The sequence below is a fragment of the Nostocoides veronense genome (assembly GCF_039531185.1).
In the GTDB taxonomy this organism is placed as follows: Bacteria; Actinomycetota; Actinomycetes; order Actinomycetales; family Dermatophilaceae; genus Nostocoides_A; species Nostocoides_A veronense.
The window spans coordinates 122422-143525 of record NZ_BAAAPO010000042.1 but is presented as its reverse complement, the minus strand read 5'-3'; the positions used below and the strand labels follow the sequence as shown (position 1 = coordinate 143525).

General features: G+C 68.8%; 19 protein-coding genes and 1 pseudogene. 17 read left to right on the top strand and 3 right to left on the bottom strand.

Translation table 11 applies throughout. From position 1 onward, the window contains the following. The first annotated feature begins 142 nt into the window (after nt 1-142). The 6 genes from smc (at nt 143) to ABD225_RS13625 (ending at nt 7256) form a co-directional block, all read left to right on the top strand. Nucleotides 143-3691 (top strand): chromosome segregation protein SMC, encoded by a 3549-nt coding sequence (smc, locus tag ABD225_RS13650; RefSeq protein ID WP_344086413.1) that lies wholly within the window; start codon nt 143-145, stop codon nt 3689-3691. 147 nt (nt 3692-3838) lie between these two features. Beyond that, entirely contained in the window at nt 3839-4297 is a 459-nt protein-coding gene (locus ABD225_RS13645) for a hypothetical protein (protein ID WP_344086410.1), read from the top strand. Nucleotides 4298-4428: 131 nt separating this feature from the next. After that, on the top strand, nt 4429-4680 hold the full coding sequence (locus tag ABD225_RS13640; RefSeq protein ID WP_344086407.1) for a hypothetical protein: 252 nt from the start codon (nt 4429-4431) through the stop codon (nt 4678-4680). A 40-nt stretch (nt 4681-4720) separates the two neighbouring features. Continuing rightward, nucleotides 4721-5938, top strand: a complete 1218-nt coding sequence (gene ftsY, locus ABD225_RS13635) for a signal recognition particle-docking protein FtsY (protein ID WP_344086766.1) — start codon at nt 4721-4723, stop codon at nt 5936-5938. After that, entirely contained in the window at nt 5938-6405 is a 468-nt protein-coding gene (locus tag ABD225_RS13630; RefSeq protein WP_344086404.1) for a hypothetical protein, read from the top strand. The genes ftsY and ABD225_RS13630 overlap by 1 nt, the downstream gene beginning before the upstream one ends. Next, nucleotides 6402-7256, top strand: a complete 855-nt coding sequence (locus tag ABD225_RS13625) for a hypothetical protein (protein ID WP_344086401.1) — start codon at nt 6402-6404, stop codon at nt 7254-7256. Before ABD225_RS13630 ends, ABD225_RS13625 begins: the two co-directional genes overlap by 4 nt. Here the strand turns inward: ABD225_RS13625 and ABD225_RS13620 are convergent. Continuing rightward, entirely contained in the window at nt 7219-7635 is a 417-nt protein-coding gene (locus tag ABD225_RS13620; protein ID WP_344086398.1) for a thiol-disulfide oxidoreductase DCC family protein, read from the bottom strand. The two genes, ABD225_RS13625 and ABD225_RS13620, sit on opposite strands and share 38 nt — an antisense overlap. A 142-nt stretch (nt 7636-7777) precedes the next feature. On the opposite strand from ABD225_RS13620, the gene ABD225_RS13615 reads away from it, so the two are divergent. From ABD225_RS13615 to ABD225_RS13595, 5 genes are all read left to right on the top strand, one after another. Next, nucleotides 7778-9178 (top strand): ammonium transporter, encoded by a 1401-nt coding sequence (locus tag ABD225_RS13615; protein WP_344086395.1) that lies wholly within the window; start codon nt 7778-7780, stop codon nt 9176-9178. Then, complete coding sequence (locus ABD225_RS13610) at nt 9175-9513, top strand: P-II family nitrogen regulator (protein WP_344086391.1); 339 nt, start codon at nt 9175-9177, stop codon at nt 9511-9513. Before ABD225_RS13615 ends, ABD225_RS13610 begins: the two co-directional genes overlap by 4 nt. Nucleotides 9514-9518: 5 nt before the next feature. Continuing rightward, nucleotides 9519-11858: a [protein-PII] uridylyltransferase gene (locus ABD225_RS13605; RefSeq protein ID WP_344086388.1), complete on the top strand. Its 2340-nt coding sequence runs from the start codon at nt 9519-9521 to the stop codon at nt 11856-11858. A gap of 149 nt (nt 11859-12007) precedes the next feature. Further along, nucleotides 12008-13609: a signal recognition particle protein gene (gene ffh / locus ABD225_RS13600; RefSeq protein WP_344086385.1), complete on the top strand. Its 1602-nt coding sequence runs from the start codon at nt 12008-12010 to the stop codon at nt 13607-13609. Continuing rightward, nucleotides 13606-14418 carry an alpha/beta hydrolase gene (locus tag ABD225_RS13595; RefSeq protein ID WP_344086382.1) on the top strand — a complete coding sequence of 271 codons (813 nt, stop codon included), beginning with the start codon at nt 13606-13608 and terminating at the stop codon, nt 14416-14418. Before ffh ends, ABD225_RS13595 begins: the two co-directional genes overlap by 4 nt. A gap of 80 nt (nt 14419-14498) precedes the next feature. Here ABD225_RS13595 and ABD225_RS13590 read toward each other — a convergent pair whose 3' ends face one another. Next, a complete protein-coding gene (locus ABD225_RS13590) occupies nt 14499-14831 on the bottom strand; it encodes an ArsR/SmtB family transcription factor (protein ID WP_344086379.1) in 333 nt (110 codons plus the stop codon). Between the two features lie 76 nt (nt 14832-14907). Between ABD225_RS13590 and arsM the strand changes: the two genes are divergently transcribed. The 6 genes and pseudogenes from arsM to ABD225_RS13565 all read left to right on the top strand — a co-directional run bounded on the left by arsM (nt 14908) and on the right by ABD225_RS13565 (nt 20014). Beyond that, nucleotides 14908-15780 (top strand): arsenite methyltransferase, encoded by an 873-nt coding sequence (arsM, locus tag ABD225_RS13585; protein WP_344086375.1) that lies wholly within the window; start codon nt 14908-14910, stop codon nt 15778-15780. Next, a complete protein-coding gene (gene arsB / locus ABD225_RS13580; RefSeq protein WP_344086373.1) occupies nt 15777-16868 on the top strand; it encodes an ACR3 family arsenite efflux transporter in 1092 nt (363 codons plus the stop codon). Before arsM ends, arsB begins: the two co-directional genes overlap by 4 nt. After that, the gene (locus ABD225_RS13575; RefSeq protein WP_344086370.1) at nt 16865-17296 is read left to right on the top strand and encodes an arsenate reductase ArsC; all 432 of its coding nucleotides are present in this window, start codon (nt 16865-16867) and stop codon (nt 17294-17296) included. The genes arsB and ABD225_RS13575 overlap by 4 nt, the downstream gene beginning before the upstream one ends. Nucleotides 17297-17366: 70 nt before the next feature. Next, a pseudogene (locus tag ABD225_RS18750) lies at nt 17367-17831 on the top strand (AAA family ATPase); the annotation flags it as partial. Between the two features lie 23 nt (nt 17832-17854). Continuing rightward, the gene (locus ABD225_RS13570; RefSeq protein ID WP_344086367.1) at nt 17855-18844 is read left to right on the top strand and encodes an InlB B-repeat-containing protein; all 990 of its coding nucleotides are present in this window, start codon (nt 17855-17857) and stop codon (nt 18842-18844) included. An 87-nt stretch (nt 18845-18931) separates the two neighbouring features. Further along, entirely contained in the window at nt 18932-20014 is a 1083-nt protein-coding gene (locus tag ABD225_RS13565; protein WP_425564448.1) for an amidohydrolase family protein, read from the top strand. A gap of 106 nt (nt 20015-20120) precedes the next feature. On the opposite strand, the gene ABD225_RS13560 is transcribed toward ABD225_RS13565, so the two are convergent. After that, the gene (locus ABD225_RS13560; protein ID WP_344086361.1) at nt 20121-21044 is read right to left on the bottom strand and encodes a sulfite exporter TauE/SafE family protein; all 924 of its coding nucleotides are present in this window, start codon (nt 21042-21044) and stop codon (nt 20121-20123) included. Between the last annotated feature and the right edge of the window lie 60 nt (nt 21045-21104).

Here is a 21104-nt window from a genome sequence, read left to right as displayed (position 1 = left end):
CTGAGCTTGCCCCGGGAAGTCTGCACTTCACCCCCGCTCTAAAGCAGGGCGAAGCGCACAGTTGTGGCATCCGGAGAAAAATGAGCAGCCCCGATTACAGTGGACAGGCTCGCCCACCCCACCCCAAGGACCGCGCTCGACGATGTATGTCAAGTCCCTCACCGTCAAAGGGTTCAAGTCGTTCGCGTCGGCCACGACCTTCCGGCTTGAACCCGGAGTGACCTGCATCGTCGGCCCCAATGGTTCCGGCAAGTCCAATGTCGTCGACGCGCTCGCATGGGTGATGGGGGAACAGGGCGCCAAGTCGCTGCGTGGCGGCAAGATGGAGGACGTCATCTTCGCCGGCACCTCCGGCCGAGCGCCGCTGGGCCGCGCCGAGGTGTCGATGACCATCGACAACACCGATGGCGCGCTGCCGATCGACTACACCGAGGTGACGATCCGGCGCACGATGTTCCGCGGTGGCGGCTCCGAATACGCCATCAATGGCACCGCCTCCCGCCTCCTCGACATCCAGGAACTGCTCTCCGACAGTGGAATTGGCCGCGAGATGCACGTCATCGTCGGCCAGGGCCAACTCGACACCGTCCTGCGGGCCACACCGGAGGAGCGCCGCGGCTTTATCGAGGAGGCAGCGGGCGTCCTGAAGCACCGCAAGCGCAAAGAAAAGGCGCTGCGCAAGCTGGAGACGATGGAGGCGAACCTGACCCGGGTCGCCGACCTGACCAGCGAGATCCGCCGCCAACTCGGCCCCCTCGGGCGCCAAGCGGAGGCCGCGCGGCGAGCGGCCGTGATTCAGGCGGAAGCACGCGATGCCCGCCTGCGCCTGCTGGCCGACGAACTCGCACAACTGACCGCGGCGATGGAGGCCGAGGCGGCCGACGAGACCGCCTTGCTGCGCCGGCGAGCCGAGACCGAGTCGACCTTGGCCCGGGCGCGAGCAGCGGTCGCGGAAGCCGAGGCCGAGTTCGGCGCCGCCGGTCCGGTGCTGTCGGCCGAGCGGGACCGATGGATCGCCTTGCGCACCACCACCGAGCGCCTCGAGAGCATTCATTCCCTCGCTGGCGAGCGGGTCCGCCTGCTGCGCACCGACGACCAGGAGGAGAACACCACCGGGCGCGATCCCGACGAGTTGATGGCTCAGGCCCAGCAGGTTCGTGAGCAAGAGCGGGTGCTCCACGGCGAGGTCAGCGCCGCCACGTCTGCCCTTGAAGCCGCCCGAACCCACCGCGCCGAGGCCGAGGAGGCCACCGGCACGGAGCAGCGCCGCGTCGCCACCCTCGCCCGAGCAGCCGCCGACCGCCGCGAAGGACTCGCCAAGCTCGCCGGCCAAGTTGCTGCCCGTCGCACCCGCCTCGAATCCGCAGAAGCCGAGGTCGGACGCCTGGCCCAGGCCGCCGAGGCGTCCCTGGCCCGCGCCGCCGAAGCGGAGCAAGATTTCGCCGCCCTCGAAGCCTCGATTGCCGTCGAGGAGAAGGGCGAGGAAGGTCTCGACGCGGCATACGAAGCAGCACAGGAGGCGGCGGACGCCGCTCGAGCTGAGGTCGACCGGTGGCGCGAGGCCGAGCGCGCCGCCGACCGTGAACGCACTGCCCTCTCCGCCCGCCTCGACGCCCTCCGTCTCGGCCTGCGGCGCAAGGACGGGGCCGCGGCCCTGCTGGCCGAGGATGCGCTCGCCGTCGGTGGCACGCTCGCCGACGCACTGCGCGTGCCCGCCGGGGACGAGGTCGCCATCGCCGCAGCCCTGGGGTATGCCGCAGAGGCGGTCACCGCTCCCGACCTCGCCGCCGCCCAGGCGGCCCTGGACCACCTCCGCGCCACCGAGGGTGGGCGAGCCACCGTGCTCGTGGAGTATGCGGACACCCCGGCAACCCCCGACCTCACCTTGCCCGCCGGGGCCCGGTGGGCCAGCGAGGTCGTGACCGTCACCGACGGGCTTCGCGGGGCCGTCGGACGGCTGTTGGCCGGCGTGGTGCTGGTGCCGGACGCCGCCGCTGCCGGGCGACTCCTCGAGACTCATCCCGACCTGACCGCCGTCACCCCGACCGGCGATGTTCTGGCTGCCGGTGTGGTCCGTGGTGGCAGCGCCGACGCCCCAAGCCTGATCGAAACCCAAGCCGCCGTCGATGAGACGGCCGAGGCGCTGGCCGACGCGCAGGCGCGCGGCGAGGAGGCGCAATTCCGCCTCGCCGCGGCGAACGCCGCCCTCCACGAAGCCACCGCCACCGCCGAGGCACACCTCGAACGTCTCCACGAATCCGACGCCACGATGGCCGCCGTCGCCGAGCAACTTGGCAGCCTCGGCTCGGCGATCCGGTCGGCGCGGGCCGAACATGACCGCCTGCAGCGGGCCCGCGAACAGGCGGCGGCCGCCATCCCCACGGATCGGGAGGCGCTCGCCGAACTCACAGCCCGGCTGGAAGCCGCCGGCGCAGAGCCTGAGCACGACGAGCAAGCCACGCCGGACCGCACGCAAGAACTCGCCGCTGCTGCCTCCGCGGCCCGCGCCGCCGAGACGGAGGCGCTGCTCGCGGTGCGCACCAAGGAGGAGCGCGCGCGGGCGCTATCCGGCCGGGCTGCCTCCCTGGAGGGCGCGGCCCGCAACGAGCTGGCCGCTCGCGAACGGCTGCGTGAGCGCCGCGAACGCCGGCGGCGAGAAGCGACCGTCGCCGAATCGGTAGCTGCCGCAGCGGCATACGGCATCCACCGCCTCGCGCAGGCCACCGCCGAAGCCCATCAGCGCGTTGACGCGCTCGACATACAGGCCCGCGAGCTCCAAGTCCGCCTCGGCACCCTGCGCGGCGACCTCGCCACAGCCCAGGACGAACTCGCCACCCTCACCGATGACATCCACCGCGACGAGGTGGCGCGCGCTGCGCAACAGGCACGGGTCGAACAGCTGCAGGTCAGGGCCCTCGACGAGCTCGGGATCGACCCCGAGGTGCTCGTTGAGGATTTCGGTCCCCACCAACTCGTCCCTGTCGTTGTCGCGGCGGGCGAGGACCCCCAGGAGCCGCAGCCCTACGTCCGCGAGACCCAGGAAAAGCGCCTGCGACGCGCGGAACGCGGTCTGCGTGAACTCGGCCGCATCAACCCGCTGGCCCTCGAGGAGTTCGCGGCCCTGGAGGAGCGGCATACCTTCTTGACCCAACAGATGGAGGACCTCAAGGCCTCCAAACGCGACCTGCTCGACATCGTGCGCGAGGTCGACCAGCGTGTAGAGGAGGTTTTCAGCTCAGCCTTCGAGGACACGGCGGCGCAATTCGAGCGGGTCTTCGCGCGGCTCTTCCCCGGCGGCGAGGGGCGGATTTTCCTCACCGATCCCTCGGACATGCTCACGACCGGCATTGAGGTCGAGGCGCGCCCGCCGGGCAAGAAGGTCAAACGTCTCTCGTTGCTCTCCGGTGGCGAGCGCTCCCTGGTTGCGGTGGCCCTGCTGGTCGCGATTTTTAAGGCGCGGCCGAGCCCGTTCTACATCATGGACGAGGTCGAGGCGGCGCTGGATGACACCAATCTGGGGCGCCTGATCACCCTCTTTGAGGAGCTTCGCGACTCCAGCCAGCTCATCGTCATCACGCACCAAAAGCGCACCATGGAGGTCGCCGACGCGCTCTATGGCGTCTCGATGCGCGGCGACGGCGTGACCACCGTCGTGTCGCAACGGCTGCGCGCGGTGGCCGAAACGGCGTAATGACCTGCGGCATTGCGGGTGACCGACAGTGCTGACGGAAACCCGCCATGTTGTTGCCCGTCCGTTATATTGCGCGCCCCGTTGGTGTGTTTTAAGGTCTCGAGGATCCGTCGACGCAGGGTCGGCGGACGGAGGGGAGAAACACCAATGAAGTCCTTTACGCGTGCTGCGGCTGCCGTCGCGACCGCCGGTCTGATCGCGGTCGGCGGTTCCACCGTCGCCAACGCCGCGCCGTCCGATGGCGCCTCGCTCGGCAAGTCTCAGGTGACCTGCTACGGCAAGGCCAACAAGCCGTTCATCATCGGCGGCGTCGGCAGCACCAGCAAGCAGGTCGGCGTCATCTACTGCGCCGGCGGCGGCGCGTACATCCGCGGCAATGTCACCATCCAGAAGTTGATCGGTGGCTACTGGTACGACCAGGGCCGCGCCACCGTGCAGACGAAGTATGTCGGCTCGCGCAACGTCCAGTTCCCCGACCAGCACCCGGCCCAGCCCGGCGTGTGGCGCACCAAGGCGACCTTCAGCTTCGCCAATGGCGGCCCGTCGCGCACCTTCTACAGCGCTCAGGTCCGCTACGTCCCGGCCCGCCACGGGGTCACCCTGTGAGCTGACCCTCGGGTCACCCACGACACCGAAGGCCGAGAGAGCGCTCGCTCTCTCGGCCTTCGCCGTGCCCAGACGTATGCCGCCCGCGTGTCGGATTTGGGACGCCTGCGAACCTCTGGGACCCTTGAGACATGCTCAGCATGCTTCTCCCGCTGCTCCTGTGCCTCGTCATCGCCGTGCTCACCTTGGCGCTGGTCGCCATTCCGGCCCGTCGCGAGGGCCGTGATTTGCTCACCCCGCGCGGTGAAGAGGTGCTCGTGCGGGTGAAGTCCGGCACCGATGCGGCCGCAGCACGCACGAGCGATCTGGTGAGCAGCGCCGCCGCCCGGGTGCGCTCGAGCGGCTCGGAGTCCGAGACGGAGCAGGCGCCCACCCCGCGCTGAGTTCTCGATCGAGCGGGCCCGATGTGAGGATGGGCACGTGATCGATCAGTTGTGGGAGTACCTCGTCGTTGCCGGCGTTCTGCTGGTGGCGATTGTCGCCGGCCTGGCGGCCTTCCTACGCCCCGGCCGCGGTGGTCGCACCAAGGACCTGCCGAAGCCGACACCCAAGCCGACGCCAACGCCCGGCCCGCGCCCCGACATCGGCGACGAGCACCCAACCGGTGGCGTTGACACCCTCCCGCCACCGGCCGACACGGCCCCAGCCGAGCCGGACGTCCTCGAACCCGACGATGTCCTGCTCGAGGAGCCCCCGACTCCCACACTTGAGCGCCCCGATTCGGCCCGCGGTCGCCTCCAACGCCTGCGCGCCCGGCTGGCCCGCAGCAATACCGCCCTCGGCAAGGGCCTGCTGGCCCTGCTCACCCGAGGCGGCCTGGATGAGGCGGCCTGGGAAGAGGTCGAGGACACGCTGCTCGCCGCCGACCTCGGCGTCGACGCGACGACCGAACTCGTCGACAGCCTGCGAAGCCAGGTCGCCGTGGACGGCACGCGCGACGAAGCCACGGTTCGCGGCTGGCTGCGCACGGACCTGCTCGCGCTCGTCGACCCCGGCATGGATCGCGCCGTCGCCTCCCACCGCGTCGGGGACCGCCCGGCGATCGTGCTTGTCGTCGGCGTCAATGGCACCGGCAAGACCACCACCGTCGGCAAGCTCGCCCGCGTCCTCGTCGCCGAGGACAAGGACGTCATCCTCGGTGCTGCGGACACCTTCCGGGCCGCGGCGGCCGATCAGCTCGAGACGTGGGGGGCTCGCGTGGGCGTCCCCACCGTGCGCTCCCACAAAGACGGCGCCGACCCCGCCGCCGTCGCCTTCGATGCCGTCAAGGCCGGCATCGAGCTGGAGGCCGATGTCGTCCTGCTCGACACAGCAGGCCGCCTGCACAACAAGACCAACCTCATGGACGAGCTCGGCAAGATCAAGCGCGTCGTGGAGAAGCAGGCGCCGATCGACGAGGTGCTGCTCGTCCTCGACGCCACGACCGGCCAGAACGGGCTGCGCCAGGCCGAAGTCTTCGCCTCCGTCGTCGGCATCACGGGCATCGTATTGACCAAGTTGGACGGCACCGCCAAGGGCGGCATCGTCGTCGCGGTCCAGCGCAAGCTGGGCGTTCCCGTCAAGCTCGTCGGCCTTGGGGAGGGCCCTGACGACCTCGCGCCCTTCGACCCCGAGGCCTTCGTCGACGCCATCCTCGCCTGATGGCCGCGGCCGGTCCTACCCTGCGGCTGCGTCCTGCGGGCAAGGTATGGCGGGCCGGTCTCGTCCTGCTGCTGACCGCCGGCTTCCTCGGGGGCACGACGGTGGGTGACGATCATTGGTGGCCGTTCTCGCCCTGGCGGATGTTCTCGACCTCGACCAGTCCCAATGCGGCCGTCGCTTCCACCCTGATCGAGGTGCGCCGCGCGGATGCACCGGCCGAGTGGGTGCCCGCGCCCCTGACCCCGGGCACTGTGGGCCTGAACCGCGCGGAGATCGAGGGCCGGCTAGACCTCATACGAGCGGATCCGACGGTGCTCGGGACACTCGCCGCCAGCCACAAGCGACTGCAGCCAACCGAGCCGGAGTGGGTCGGCATCCGCGTCGTCATCCGGCGTTATCTGCTCAAGGACGGCGCGCTCACCGGCGAAGTCCGCGACGAAACCGTCGCCCAATGGGCGGCCTCGTGACCAGCCCCGCCGCTTGGCTCTTCACGCCCGCCCCGGTCGGCCGCGTGGCCATCTTGCGCATTCTGACCTACGCCTTCGTCATCCTCGATGTCGTATGGCTGCACACCAGCGGCTGGTATCACGGCTATGCCGACCCGATCTGGTACCAACCGCTCGTCATGGGGCAGTGGCTGCACCTGCCCGCGGCGAGCGTCCTGCTGGTCGAAAGCCTCAAGTGGGGCACGGTCCTCGCCGCACTCATCGCCCTGACCGGGCGGTTGCCGCGCGCGGCTGGCGGTCTCGTGGCGGTCGGGTGGATCTGGTACCAATACATCGCCTTCGCCTACGGCAAGGTCGACCACGATCGCGGCGACTTCGTCGTGGCCCTGCTGCTGCTGCCGACGCTCGGCCAGGCCTATTGGCGCGATCGCCGCCTCTCGGAGGCGGCCGGTTTTGTGCTTCGTGCCGTCCAGCTCGCTGCCATCGCGACCTACTTCCTCTCGGCCTGGGCCAAGGTGCGCTTCGGTGGCTGGGAGTGGGTCAACTCCGCGACGATGGTCCGGGCCGTGGTGCGCCGGGGCACGCCGTGGATGAAATGGCTGCTCGATGTCCCGTGGCTGTTGCAGGCCACCCAGTGGGGGCTATTCATCGCCGAAATGGCCTCACCGTTGATCTTTTTCGTCCCCGAGCGGGTGCGCCGGTGGATGGTCTACGGCTGGTTCGCCTTCCACACCCTGACCTATGCCTCGATCACCATCGCCTTTTGGCCGCACCTGGTGATGATGCTCGCCTTTCTCCCCCTCGAGGAGTATGCGGACCGCTTGGCAGCCCGGTTCAGCCGTGCGCGGCGTCCCGCTGAGCGGGCGGCATAGAGCAGGCCGGCGTGCCGCCGGGGAGGCGGTGGCGGTTGTCGGCGACCCACCGATAGATCACGGCCGCGAGTTGGTTGATCCCGGGCGTCCAGATGACCGCAGCAAACGGGCGCCACCACACATGACCGGTCCACAAGGTCCTGGCCACCGCATTCTGCGCCGACGACACCTGCCCATTGCGCGCCACCCACTGCAAGGCCTCGATGCACTGCTCCTCGCTCAGCCCGAGCGCGGCCAGATCGAGTTCCTGCCAGGGCGCGACGGTGAAGTCACCGGCAGCGCGCCGCACGCGACGCTCGACGAAGCGAGCCAGGGTCGAACAGATCGCACAGTCGCCGTCGAAGACGAGGACGGGCAGGGGGGTGGAGGCGCGCGGCATACTCACCATTGTCCCACCGTCGTCTCACCATCCGGGACCAGCGGGGCGACGTAACCCAGAGTTGACGAGATCGAACACAACGACATGTGGACGTAACACAAGAACGCGCCCGCCGAAATCCCGCCCGGCGAAAGTTTCGGCCATGACAGCACACCTGCTCTCACTGGCCACGGTGGACGAGCCGACGATCGACTATGCGTCGACCGGCTTCCTCATCGTCTGCGCCTCCCTCGTCCTGCTGATGACCACGCCCGGGCTCGCCCTCTTCTATGGCGGCATGACCCGGGCCAAATCCGTCCTGAACATGATGATGATGTCTTTCGGTGCCATGGGCGTCGTCGGCATCCTCTACGTCCTCTATGGCTACTCGATGTCCTTCGGCCCGAGCGATATCGGTGGCCTGATCGCCAATCCCTTCGACAAATTCGGCCTGAAGGACACCGCCTCGGTGATCAACCCCTTCGGCTACGACGGTTACGGCAATATCCCCGAACTCGTCTTCGTCGGATTCCAACTCACCTTCGCCGTCATCACCGTCGCCCTGATCAGTGGCGCCATCGCGGACCGCGTGAAGTTCTCGACCTGGCTGGTGTTCTCCGGCCTCTGGGTCACGCTGGCCTACTTCCCGATCGCCCACATGGTGTGGGGCGGCGGTCTGCTGTCCGCCAGCGAGAGCGGTCTCTCGGCGCGCCTTTTCGGTGCCACCGATGGCGTCGCCGATGTCGTGCCAATCGACTTCGCTGGTGGCACGGTCGTGCACATCAATGCCGGTATGGCGGGGCTCGTCCTCGCCCTGATCGTCGGCAAGCGCCTCGGCTTCGGTAAGCAAGCGATGCGCCCGCACAATGTCCCGCTCGTCATGATCGGCGCCGGCCTGCTGTGGTTCGGCTGGTTCGGTTTCAACGCCGGCTCCGAACTCGCCCCCGATGGCACCGCGGCCCTGGTCTGGGTCAACACCACCGTCGCCACCTGCGCCGCGATGCTCGGCTGGTTGCTTGTCGAGAAGTTCCGCGACGGGCATGCCACCTCCATCGGCGCCGCGTCCGGCGTCGTCGCCGGCCTGGTCGCCATCACCCCGGCCTGTGGCGCCCTCTCCCCGCTCGGCTCCATAGCCCTCGGCGCCGTCGCTGGCGCGATGTGCGCGTATGCCGTGGGGCTGAAATACACCCTTGGCTTCGATGACTCGCTCGATGTCGTCGGTGTCCACCTGGTCGCCGGCCTCTGGGGCACCATCGGCGCCGGCCTGCTCTCCACCAGCACCGGCCTGTTCTATGGCCACGGGGTCAAGCAGACTGTTGTCCAGATCCTGATCGCCCTCGCCTCACTGCTCATCTGCGGTGTCGTGACCGCCGCCCTCGGCTACGCGCTCAAGGCCACCATGGGCTGGCGGATCACCGAGGACGCGGAGTCCGCCGGCATCGACCAGAGTGAGCACGCGGAAACGGCATACGACCTGACCCCGCGGGGCGGGCGCTTGGCTGGCGCCCTCGGCCTGACCACCACCCGCGAGAGCACCCCCACCTCCGAAGGAGCATCCGTATGAAGCTCGTTACCGCCATCATCAAGCCGCACGCCCTCGACGATGTGAAGTCCGCCCTGGAGGCCTATGGCGTCACGGGTATGACGATCAGCGAGGCCAGCGGTTACGGCCGGCAGCGCGGGCACTCCGAGGTCTATCGCGGCGCCGAATACACCGTTGATTTCGTCCCGAAGATCCGCCTCGAGGTGCTCGTCGATGATCTCGACGCGAGCTCAGTCGTCGACATCATCATCAAGTCCGCCACCTCCGGCCGGATCGGCGACGGCAAGATCTGGACCGTGCCGGTCGAGGATGTCGCCCGAGTGCGCACCGGCGAGCGCGGCACCGACGCCCTCTAATCCCGATGGCCCTGCTCAAGACCCGACTCGACCTGGCCGGCACCCGCGCGTTCACCGCGCCGGGTGCCGGTCCGGCACGCCGGGAGGCCATCGCGGCATACACCGGCGACTGGCTGGCGCAGGCCTGGCAGGCGGCGACGGGCGGCCGCGCGACTCAAGGGGTTGCCCTGGCCGCGGTCGGGTCCTTGGGTCGCCGCGATGCCGGGCCGCTCAGCGATCTCGACCTGGTGCTGCTGCACGACGGACGGGCGCTGCCAGAGCGGGACCTGGCCGCGCTGGCCGACCGGATCTGGTACCCGATCTGGGATGCCAAGGTGCGTCTCGATCACAGTGTCCGCACGCTTGGGCAGTGCCGAGAAGTCGCCGGCGGCGACCTGGCCGCCGCCGTCGGTCTGCTCGATATCGCTCCCATCGCGGGCGACCTGCAACTCGTCGCGGCGGTGCGTTCAACAGTCGCGCACGACTGGCGGGCCAACGCCCGCAAACGGCTGCCGCAGTTGAGCGAGGCGCTGGCCGAACGGCATATCCGTCATGGCGACCTCGCGCAGTCCATCGAGCCGGACCTGAAAGAGGCGCGCGGCGGACTGCGGGATATGACTGTCCTGCGCGCGCTCGCCGCCGCCTGGCTCGCGGATCGGCCACATGGCCCGGTGGATGAGGCGTATGACGCCCTGCTCGATGTCCGTGACGCCCTCCAGATCGTCACTGGCCGGGGCCGCGACCGGTTGGGGCGCGAGGATCACGACGCGGTGGCGGCGCTCCTCGGCTTCCCGGACGCCGATGCGCTGTTGACGACGGTCAGCCGCAGCGCCCGGACGCTGGCCTATGCGCTCGATTCGACGATGCGCCGCGCAGGGCAGAGCCAACGTGCTCGCGTGCTGCGGGTTGGGCCACGCCGCGCGCACCTGGTTTCGCTGGGCTATGGCGTCTTTGAGCACGATGGCGAAGCGGTGCTCGGCGGCACGCCGCCCCAGGACGCCATCTGGCCCCTGCGCGCAGCGGTCGTCGCGGCCCGTGCGGGGCTTCCGTTGGCACCCGCGACGCTGACCAACCTGGCCGCCTTGCCGGACCTGCCGACCCCCAGGCCACCCCTGGCGAGGGATCTCTTCGCGGACCTCTTGGCGACGGGTGCCGGGCTGGAGCCGGTGTGGGAGGGGCTGACGCAGGTCGGACTGGTGCAGCGGTGGCTGCCCGAGTGGGCGGCGGTGGACTCGCGTCCGCAGCGCAATCCGGTGCATCGGCATACGGTCGACCGGCACCTGATCGAGACCGTCGTCGAGGCCGGCGGCCTGGTGCGCGAGGTCGCGCGGCCGGACCTATTGCTGCTGGCGGCTCTGCTGCATGACATCGGCAAGATCGCCGGCGCCCAGGACCACAGTCATACCGGCGCGGCAATCGCCCGGGAGATTCTGAAGCGGATCGGATTCGATGCCGCCGATGTGGCCGTCGTGACCCGGCTGGTCGCCGAGCACCTGACCCTCATCGAACTCGCGACGAGGCGCGATGTCGACGATCCGGCGACCATCGCGGCCGCCTGGGAGGCGGCCGGAGACAAGCGCGACACCTTCGAGTTGCTCCGGGCCTTGACCATCGCCGACGCCAAGGCCGCAGGGCCTAAGGCGTGGACCGACTGGCGAGCGGGCCTGCTGCAGATGCTGTGCACCGCAGTACTGGAACAGCAGCGTCCTCAAGCGCTCCCCAGCCCGGCAGCGGCCGAGGAGGAGCTGGCACCCGATGTGCTGAGCGCGGTCGCGGGCGGGGAGCCGCAGGTCACGGTGACGGCGGCCGACGGCGGCTTCACGATCCGCGTCCTCGATCGCGACCGGTTGGGTCTGTTCGCCGACACCGCGGGCGTGCTCGCCGCCGCCGGACTCACGGTGCGGTCGGCCGGCCTGCGGACAGTCTCCGGCGTGGCCATCGATACCTGGCTCGTCGAGGCCCCCGCCGGCGATCCGCCCAGCGCCGAGCGCATCCAGCGCGGGTTGAGTGCGCTCGCGCTGGGCGACCGCTCGCCGCTCGCGTCCCTGGAGCGGCGGCGGACCTTCGCCAGCGGTTCCCATCGCGCGGTGGCGGACGGGATGCCGACGCGCGCCTTCGTCATACCCGGCGCCGCGGCGGGGGCCACGGTCCTGGAGGTGCGGGCGCGAGACCGGCTGGGCCTGCTGGGCGACCTCGGGAGATGCTTCGCGAGCGCCGGTCTCTCGGTGCGCTCGGCGCACATCGCCACCCACGCCGGCCAGACCCTCGACACCTTCTACCTGACGCAATTCGGCGACCGCCCGCTCTCGCCGGCCCAGGTGGCCGCCACCGTGGCCGCCGTCATCGACACCTGCGACGGGACCTGAGGCGAGTCACCCATTTCTCTCCGGATGCCACAAAGGTGAGGTTCACCCGACTTTCTTGGGCTACCGAACCTCAACTTTCCCGGGCTCAAGTTCGCCGGCCATGCGCACGAGCGGCTGGGTTCCTGGCGGGGCCGCATTAGGCTTATCCGGTGTTCACCTCGCTCTCTGATCGCCTGACCGCGACCTTCAAGAACCTTCGCGGCAAGGGCAAGCTCAGCGAATCCGATGTCAACAAGACCGTTCGCGACATTCGCCTGGCGCTGCTCGAGGCCGATGTCGCGCTGCCGGTTGTCAAGGACTTCACGGCCGCGGTGCGGGAGCGGGCGCTCGGCGCCGAGGTGTCGCAGGCGCTGAACCCGGCGCAGCAGATCATCAAGATCGTCAACGAGGAACTCGTTGAAATCCTCGGGCAGCACACTCGCCCGCTGCGGCTGGCGAAGACCGCTCCGACCGTCATCATGCTCGCCGGCCTCCAAGGCTCGGGCAAGACCACGCTGGCCGGCAAGCTCGCCAAATGGTTCAAGGACCAGGGCGACACCCCGCTGCTCGTTGCCGCCGACCTGCAGCGGCCCAATGCCGTCACCCAGCTCGAGGTCGTCGGTCAGCGCGCCGGGGTCCCGGTCTTCGCGCCGGAGCGCGGCAATGTCGGCGGGCACGATGCCGTCGGGCCGACGGGGGAGGGCACCCGCTCGTATGGCGATCCGGTGGAGGTCGCGGAGGACGGCATCCAGCACGCGATCTCCAAGCTCTACAACGTCGTCATCGTCGACACCGCCGGCCGGCTCGCCGTCGATGAAGAATTGATGCAGCAGGCGGCGGACATCAAGGACGCCATCGAGCCGGACGAAACGCTCTTCGTCATCGACGCGATGATCGGCCAGGCCGCGGTCGAGACCGCGCACGCCTTCCAAGAGGGCATCGACTTCTCCGGTGTCGTGCTGACCAAACTCGATGGCGACGCCCGCGGTGGTGCGGCCCTGTCGGTCGCGAAGATCACCGGCCGGCCGATTATGTTCGCCTCCACCGGCGAGGGTGTGAAGGACTTCGAGATCTTCCACCCCGACCGGATGGCCTCGCGCATCCTCGACATGGGCGACCTGCTCACCCTGATCGAGCAGGCCGAGCGCGCCTTCGACAAGGCGCAGGCCGCCGAGATGGAGCGCAAGTTCCTCGCCGCCGAGGACTTCACCTTCGACGACTTCCTCGGCCAGATGGCCGCGATCAAGCGCATGGGCTCGCTGAAGTCGATGCTGAAAATGATGCCGGGCATGAACGAGATCCGCGACCAGCTCGATGCGCTCGATGAGCGCGAGTTCGACCGGATCGAGGCGATGATCCGATCGATGACGCCCTTTGAGCGCAACCACCCCAAGCAGATCAATGGCTCGCGCCGGGCCCGCATCGCCGCGGGTTCCGGGCATACGGTTGCCGAGGTCAACGACTTGGTCAAGCGCTTCGGCGAGGCCCAGAAGATGATGAAGTCGCTGGCCAAGGGCGGCGGAATCCCCGGGATGCCGGGCCTGCCGGGCGCCGGCAAGCGCGGCCGCCAGGCGGCCCCCCAGCGCAAGAAGGGCAAGTCCGGGAATCCGGCCAAGCGCGCCGAGCAGGAGCGGGCGGCAGCATCGGCCGCTGCGGCGCGCCCGGCGCCGGGCAGTTCTTTCGGCGGGGGCCTGACCGATCCCAAGGACCCTTACGCCTCACTGGACCCCAGCAAACTGCCCAAGGGCTTCGAGAAGTTCCTCGGGCAGTGAGCGGGACCGGACTTCATACCCTCCAGGTCGGGCACGCTGGGCCGCGGATCGCCTTCCTGCACGGTCTCTTCGGGCAGGGGCGCAACTGGTCGACGATCGCCAAGGCGCTCGCCGGGCCGAGGCTCGACCAGGCGCGGGCGTTGCTGATCGATCTGCCGGACCACGGCCGCTCGCCGTGGAGTCCCGAGGGTTTCTCGTATGCCGCATATGCCGATGCCGTCGCCGCCACCCTCGCCGACGCCGCGCCGGGAGAGACCTGGACCCTCGTCGGACACTCACTCGGCGGCAAAACCGCGATGCTCACGGCATTGCAGCACCCCGAGCTCATCGACAAATTGTGCGTCGTCGATATCGCGCCGAAGAGTTATGGCAACCTGCACCGCTTCACCGGCTATATCGAGGCGATGCAGCGACTTCCGTTGGGGGAGTTGACGACTCGCGCGGACGCGGAGGAGTGTTTCGAGGAGAGCGATCCGGGGGTCAAGGCTTTCTTGCTACAGAATCTGCGGCGGGACGGCGACCGCTGGCACTGGCAGGTCAACCTCGACATTGTGGCGCGCGACGCCGCGCGCGGAGCTGACTCGCAGATCGCGGACTTCCCGCTCCCCGACGACATCGTGCCCTTCGACAAGCCCGTCGTCTGGCTCGTCGGGGCGGATTCGGAGTATGTCCGTGCCGCCGACAGCGAGCCGATGCGCGCGCTCTTCCCGCAGGTGCGCAAGGTGGCGGTCAAGGGTGCCGCGCACTGGGTGCACACCGACGCCCCAGCCGTCGTCATCGAGACCCTCTCCCGGCTGCTGCGCGCCTGACGTCCGCCCCCCACCCCCAGGTCGCCGGACCCAAGGCTAAGTACGACGTTCGGCGGGTTCTGGCCCGCCAAACGTCGTACTTAGCGTGTGCCGAGGAGGGCGGACAGGGCAGCGAAGGCTGCGGGGCGCAGCCGGTAATACACAAAGGTCCCGCGCCGTTCACCGTCGATCAGCCCGGCTTCGCGCAGGGTCTTCAGGTGATGCGAGATCGTTGCCGACGACAGGTCAAAGGCCGGGGTGATCTCACAGACGCAGACCTCCGGCGCTGCCGCGATCATCGAGGCCATCTGCAGGCGAACGGGATCGCCGAGGGCCTTGAACATCCGGGCCAAGTCGGCCGCCTGGTCGGCGTCGATCGGCCGAATCCCGAGCGCGCAGCACGCCTCCTGGGTTGGTGTCGCGCTGATCGCCATGAACCTATCTTGACAGATATCGAATCAAGCGCGAAGGTTGACGGTGATTCGACATTCATCGAGACAAGGAGCTGTCGTGGACCACCTCGACGACGTTCAGGTCCGGGCGGCGGTGCAGGAGCGGTATGCCGCGTCGGCCCGCCTCGCGCTGGAGGAGCAGTCCCCGGGCTGTTGCTCGACCGGGCCGGCCTCCTGCTGCGGCGAGGGCCCGAAGACCCAGCCCATCGATCCGATCAGCGGCGGTCTGTATGACGAGGCCGACACCCCCTTCGACGCCGCCCTCGCCGCCTCGCTCGGCTGCGGCAACCCGACCGCGCTGGCGGAACTCTCTCCCGGAGAAGATGTCCTCGACCTCGGCTCCGGCGGCGGGCTGGACGTGCTGCTTTCGGCCCGCCGCGTCGGGCCGGACGGCACGGCATACGGCCTGGATATGACGCCGGAGATGCTGGACCTCGCGGAGAAGAACCGGCTCGAGGCGGGCATCCAGAACGCGTGCTTCCGGCTGGGAACGATCGAGCAGGTGCCCATGCCTGATGCCAGCGTCGATGTCGTCATCTCCAATTGCGTCATCAACCTCAGCGCCGACAAGGACGCTGTGCTGCGCGAAGCCTTCCGCGTCCTGCGTCCGGGCGGCCGCTTCGCCGTCTCGGACATCGTTCTGCTCCGCGAGATCCCCGACAGCCTGCGCGGCGTCGTGGCGCTGTGGACGGGGTGCATTTCGGGCTCGCTGCGCGATGGCGACTATCTCGCCAAGCTCGGCGCGGCGGGGTTCGTGAGCGCGGGCATCGAGATCACGCGAGAGTATGACCGCGACGCCCTGGACGCGATGGGCGAGATGCTCGACGCCTCACACCTGCCGGACGGCATGAGCCTCGACGACGCGGTCGCTGCCCTCGAGGGCGCCTTCGCCAGTGCCTTCATCCGCGCCGACAAGCCGCAGGCATCGTGACCGCGACGCACACCCGGCACGAGACTGTCGCCGCCAAACTCTCCACCCTCGACCGTTGGCTGCCCGCGTGGATCATCCTTGCCATGGTGGCTGGGTTGCTCGTCGGTCGCCTGGTGCCTGGCCTCGGCGACGCGCTGTCGTCGGTCGAGGTCGACGGCATCTCGCTCCCCATCGCCCTCGGGCTGCTGGTGATGATGTATCCCGTTCTGGCCAAGGTTCGCTATGACCGGCTCGACACCGTCACCGGCGACCGGCGCCTGCTGATCGCGAGCCTCGCCCTCAACTGGATCGTCGGGCCAGCGCTGATGTTCGCCCTCGCGTGGCTGCTGCTGCCGGACCTCCCGGCATATCGCACCGGCCTGATCGTCGTCGGCCTTGCCCGGTGCATCGCCATGGTCATTATCTGGAACGACCTCGCCTGCGGCGATCGCGAGGCCGCGGCGGTCCTCGTCGCGCTCAACTCGATCTTCCAGGTCATCGCGTTCGCGGCCCTCGGCTGGTTCTACCTCTCGGCCTTGCCCGGCTGGCTCGGGCTGGAGCAGTCCGGCCTCGATGTTTCCGCTGGGCAGATCGCGAAGAGCGTCCTGATCTTCCTCGGCATCCCGCTCCTCGCGGGCTTCCTCTCCCGAAGGATCGGCGAAAGACGTTGGGGGAGAGCGGCATACGAAGAGAAGTTCTTGCCCCGCATCGGGCCATGGGCGCTCTATGGACTGCTCTTCACCATCGTCATCCTCTTCGCCCTCCAAGGCGACCAGATCACGAGTCGCCCTTCCGATGTCGCGCGGATCGCCCTGCCGCTGCTCGCCTACTTCGCGATCATGTGGGGCGGCGGCTATGCGCTGGGCAAAGCCCTCGGCCTGACCTACGAACGCACCACCACGCTTGCCTTCACCGCCGCCGGCAACAACTTCGAGCTGGCAATCGCCGTCGCCATCGCGACCTTCGGTGCCGCCTCCGGCCAGGCCCTCGCCGGCGTCGTCGGCCCGCTCATCGAGGTCCCCGTCCTCGTGGCTCTCGTCTATGTCTCGCTCGCGCTCCGCGCGCGATTCCCCCACCCCGTCCCGTCGTATGCCGTGGAGCCCCGATGACCTCTTCCTCCCCTGCCGCTGTCCGCCCGTCCGTTCTGTTCGTCTGCGTCCACAACGCCGGCCGCTCGCAGATGGGCGCGGCCTACACCCATCACCTCTCCGGAGGAGCGGTCGAGGTGCGCTCGGCGGGCTCGGCACCGGCGGAGTCGATCAATCCGGCGGTGCAGCAGGCGATGCTTGAAGACGGCATCGACATCTCGGCCGAGCAGCCCAAGCTCCTGACGACGGAGGCGGTCGAGGCCTCCGATGTCGTCATCACGATGGGCTGCGGCGACACCTGCCCGTACTTCCCGGGCAAGCGTTTTCTCGACTGGGTGCTGACCGATCCGGCGGGTCAGGGGGTCGAGGCAGTGCGGCCCATCCGTGACGAAATCAAGGCGCGTGTCACCGAGCTACTCGGTGAACTCGGTGTCGACGTCGTGAGGTAGTTCGGGCGGATCGCCGCGCGACGCTTTCGGCCAGGTCTCGCGCGGAGGAAGATGGCCCCGACGGAAGTCGATGGGGCAAGGAGCTCGGATGCCGGATGCTGGGCGCTCCGATCGCGAGCGCGCGGGTCAGCTCGAGGACGCGGTCCGCGACCTGGTGAGCTACACCACCGATTGCGTACTCGTCTGCGCTGCATCAGGATTCGGCACCTCGACCACCCTCGTTGGCATCGCGGCCGGCGCTCGATCTGGAGGGTGGCGGGTGGTCACCGCGGCTGGCTCACCCGTCCACCGATCGATGCCCTATGCCACGATCATCGACCTGCTGCGAGGCCTCGTGAGCACGGCGGCGGTTGCGCGTTTGACAAACGGAATCCCCGACCTGAACGCCCTGCTCGGCGTCCCGAAGCCGGCCCCCCACCAGCTGCCTTCGCAGCCGGGCCTGGACCGCACCCGCCTCGCGGACGCCGTCCGGCAGCTGCTGCAGCGCGTAGCCGCCACGAGCCGAGTCGTCCTGGTGGTCGACGACCTGCAGGATGTCGACGACAAGGTCACTGGATTGTGCTCGACTCCACGGGCACACCGGCTCCCAGCAGCCCGGTCGCGCAGCTCAGCACGAATCCGTTCACGGGCACGACGACGCTCAACGCCGGGTCCACGGCGGGCACCATCTACCTCACATACCTCATCGACGATGGCGTCTATACCTATGGCGACCAGTCCGGGCCCGCAACGACGAATGGCGATCTGAGCGGCACGGCCGTCGTGCCCGTGACCGTCAACTACAGGCCGTTCGCCGGGACGATCGCGGTCACCGACTCCCTGACTGGCTATGTCGGTGATCCCGCCCTCACGATCAGCGAGTCGCTGACGGCCGTGGCGAGCGACCTCACGGGGCTGCAGGTCGACCGCCATGTGACCTGGCAGGCGCAGGAACTCCCGTCGACCGGAATCCAGATGGTCGATAACAAGATCACCTTCACCGCCCGCGGCACCTTCCATGTCCGAGCTGTCGTGGACGGCGTCTACTCGCCGTGGGTCGCCGTCACGGCGCTCCCGAAATGTCGACTGGCCTCGCTCGCCATCACCGATCCGGTGAAGGTGCTCAAGGTGACGCTGACCAAGGGCGGCTCCGCCACCGTTGATCTCACCCAGTTGCCCTTGGTGGCGAAGGATCAGTATGGCGATCCCGTCGACCTCGCATCCTCCACGTGGGTCCCGACCGGAACCGGGCTCAGCGTTCAGGGAACAACGCTGACGATCACCGCCCCGGGGAGCTACAGCCTCTCGCTCACCAGCGACGCCATCCGATCGAACTCACTCCCGGTGCGGGCGACGCTCGTGAAGCGCCAGTTGCGCTTCAACACCGCCGGCGGCACGGAAGTCGCGCCCGTCACGGTCCCCGACGGCAAGATCGTGTGGCACGGGACCTACACCACCACGCGTCTCGGCTACACCTTCACTGGATGGTATGCCGATGCCTCCCTGACGACCCGGGTGCGCAGCGTCGTCATGACGGCCGACGCCACTGTGTATGCCGGCTGGCGGTAGCGCGCAGGGTACGACGTTCGGCGGCGTCTGGCCCGCCGAACGTCGTACTTAGCGGAGCCCTCCAGGGGCCACCGACCCCTAGGGTGGCTGGGTATGGAAGCGCTGCACTTGACGGGCCCGATCCTGGTCGGACCGGATGAGGTTCGCGACGAGATCTGGGTCATCGATGGCCGGATCAGTCTGACCCCGCCAACGTCAGGCGAGGTGACGCGCATCGATGGGTGGGTGCTGCCCGGGCTCGTTGACGCGCACTGCCACGTCGGCTTGGGCGCCCACGGCGAGGTGGACCGCGAGACGGCCGAGGCGCAGATCCTCCGGGATCGCGACCATGGCACACTGCTCATCCGCGATGCGGGCTCACCCGCCGACACGCGGTGGATCGATGATCGAGACGACCTCCCGGTGGTCATCCGGGCCGGCCGGCATATTGCCCGAACCCGCCGTTACATCCGCAATTACGCCAATGAGGTCGAGCCCGACCAGTTGGTCGAGGCCGTGCGCGAGCAGGCCCGCCGTGGCGACGGCTGGGTCAAGATCGTGGGGGATTGGATCGACCGGGACACCGGCGACCTGACCCCATGTTGGCCGCGCGAAGCCGTCGCCGCGGCACTGGCGGCCGCGCACGAGGAGGGTGCCCGGATGACGGCGCACTGCTTCGGGCAGGAGGTGCTGCATGACCTCGCGGCTGTCGGCATCGACTGCGTCGAACACGCCAGCGGGCTGGAGCCCGAGACGATGGAATCCTTTGCCGCCCAAGGGATCGCGATTGTCCCGACGATGATCAATATCGACAACTTCCCAGCCATCGCCGAGCCGGCGCGGGAGAAGTTCCCCGACTACTACCACCGGATGATGGACCTGCACGCGCGCCGCAATGCCACGATTGGCGCGGCATACGAGGCGGGGGTGCCGATCTATCTCGGCACCGATGCCGGTGGCACTCTGAGCCACGGGCTAGCCCCGCAGGAGGCCCAGAGGCTCGCGGAGGCGGGGCTGCCGCATACGGCCGTGCTCGATGCCGCGACCTGGGGCGCGCGGGCGTGGCTCGGCAAGCCCGGGATCGAGGACGGCGCCCCTGCCGACCTTCTCGTCCTGCCCGCCGACCCCCGCGATGACCTCGCCGTCCTCGCCGCTCCCACCGCCGTCCTGCTGCGCGGCAGACGCTTCTGACGGCAGGCGCACTTTCCCGCCCATTGCCGGAACATGGACATACGCAACGGAAATGATCCGTTGCGTATGTCCACGTTCTCTCCCATGACCGCCCGGTGCGGCGAGATCAGTGCGTCGACGAACCCGCGAGCGCCTCGCGCTCCTGCTCAGTCGTGATGCCCTGGGTCGCATCCAGTCGGTGTTGCAGGACCGACCAGAAGATCGCGAAGGCCCAGCCGGCCCAGATCAGCGCGTAGATGCTCCACATCGTCGCCGGGGACGGGTCGACCCAATCGGAACGCAGGATGGTGCGGGTGTTGGTCAGCACGATCAGGCCACCCACGGCGGAGCCGAGGATCCGCGGCGGAACATGCTTGGCCAGCCAGGCCGCGATCGGGGCGGCGATGACGCCGCCGAGGAGCAGGGCGAGCACCCAGGTGAACTTCACGCCCTCAGACCCGAGGCTGACCAGGAAGCCGAGACTGGCCGCGACGGTGACCAGGAATTCACTCGCCGAGATGCTGCCGATCACTCGACGCGGCTCGATCCGCCCGCTCGCCAGCAGGGCCGGAGTGCCGACCGGACCCCACCCACCGCCGCCGGTTGCGTCGATGAAACCGGCGAACAGACCCAGCGGCGCGAGGAAGCGCGCGCGCAGCCGCTGACCCATCCGGTCGGTGCGAATTCCCTTGAAGGTGAAGCGAATCAAGACATACAGCCCGAGGACGAGCAAGATCGAGGACATGACCGGCTTGGCGACATCCGCGTCCAGATTGCTCAGCGCGGTGGCCCCGAGGAAGGCGCCGACGGCCCCGGGGATGCCGACCTTGACGACCACCCACCAGTCGACATTGCCGAACTTCCAGTGCGATGCGCCGGAAACGAAGGTCGTGCCGATCTCGGCGAGGTGAACGGTGGCGGATGCGGCGGCGGGATTGGTCCCGATGAACAGCAGGAGGGTCGAGGTGGTCACGCCATAGGCCATCCCGAGCCCTCCGTCGACAAGCTGGGCGGCGAGGCCGACCAGGCCGAGCAGGATGAGCTTGCGCATTAATTCTCCTTAAAAGGTATATCCCACGGAATTAATAGGGAATTAAGAGGAGCCTATGCC

Bases quoted from the DNA above. Each gene is read 5' to 3' on its own strand.
- ABD225_RS13645 (WP_344086410.1), top strand. From the start codon at position 3,839: ATGAAGTCCTTTACGCGTGCTGCGGCTGCCGTCGCGACCGCCGGTCTG.
- ABD225_RS13560 (WP_344086361.1), bottom strand. From the start codon at position 21,044: ATGCGCAAGCTCATCCTGCTCGGCCTGGTCGGCCTCGCCGCCCAGCTT.
- smc (WP_344086413.1), top strand. From the start codon at position 143: ATGTATGTCAAGTCCCTCACCGTCAAAGGGTTCAAGTCGTTCGCGTCG.
- ABD225_RS13605 (WP_344086388.1), top strand. From the start codon at position 9,519: ATGGCCCTGCTCAAGACCCGACTCGACCTGGCCGGCACCCGCGCGTTC.
- ABD225_RS13640 (WP_344086407.1), top strand. From the start codon at position 4,429: ATGCTCAGCATGCTTCTCCCGCTGCTCCTGTGCCTCGTCATCGCCGTG.
- ABD225_RS13630 (WP_344086404.1), top strand. From the start codon at position 5,938: ATGGCCGCGGCCGGTCCTACCCTGCGGCTGCGTCCTGCGGGCAAGGTA.
- ABD225_RS13575 (WP_344086370.1), top strand. From the start codon at position 16,865: ATGACCTCTTCCTCCCCTGCCGCTGTCCGCCCGTCCGTTCTGTTCGTC.
- ABD225_RS13615 (WP_344086395.1), top strand. From the start codon at position 7,778: ATGACAGCACACCTGCTCTCACTGGCCACGGTGGACGAGCCGACGATC.
- ABD225_RS13610 (WP_344086391.1), top strand. From the start codon at position 9,175: ATGAAGCTCGTTACCGCCATCATCAAGCCGCACGCCCTCGACGATGTG.
- ABD225_RS13590 (WP_344086379.1), bottom strand. From the start codon at position 14,831: ATGGCGATCAGCGCGACACCAACCCAGGAGGCGTGCTGCGCGCTCGGG.
- ABD225_RS13620 (WP_344086398.1), bottom strand. From the start codon at position 7,635: ATGCCGCGCGCCTCCACCCCCCTGCCCGTCCTCGTCTTCGACGGCGAC.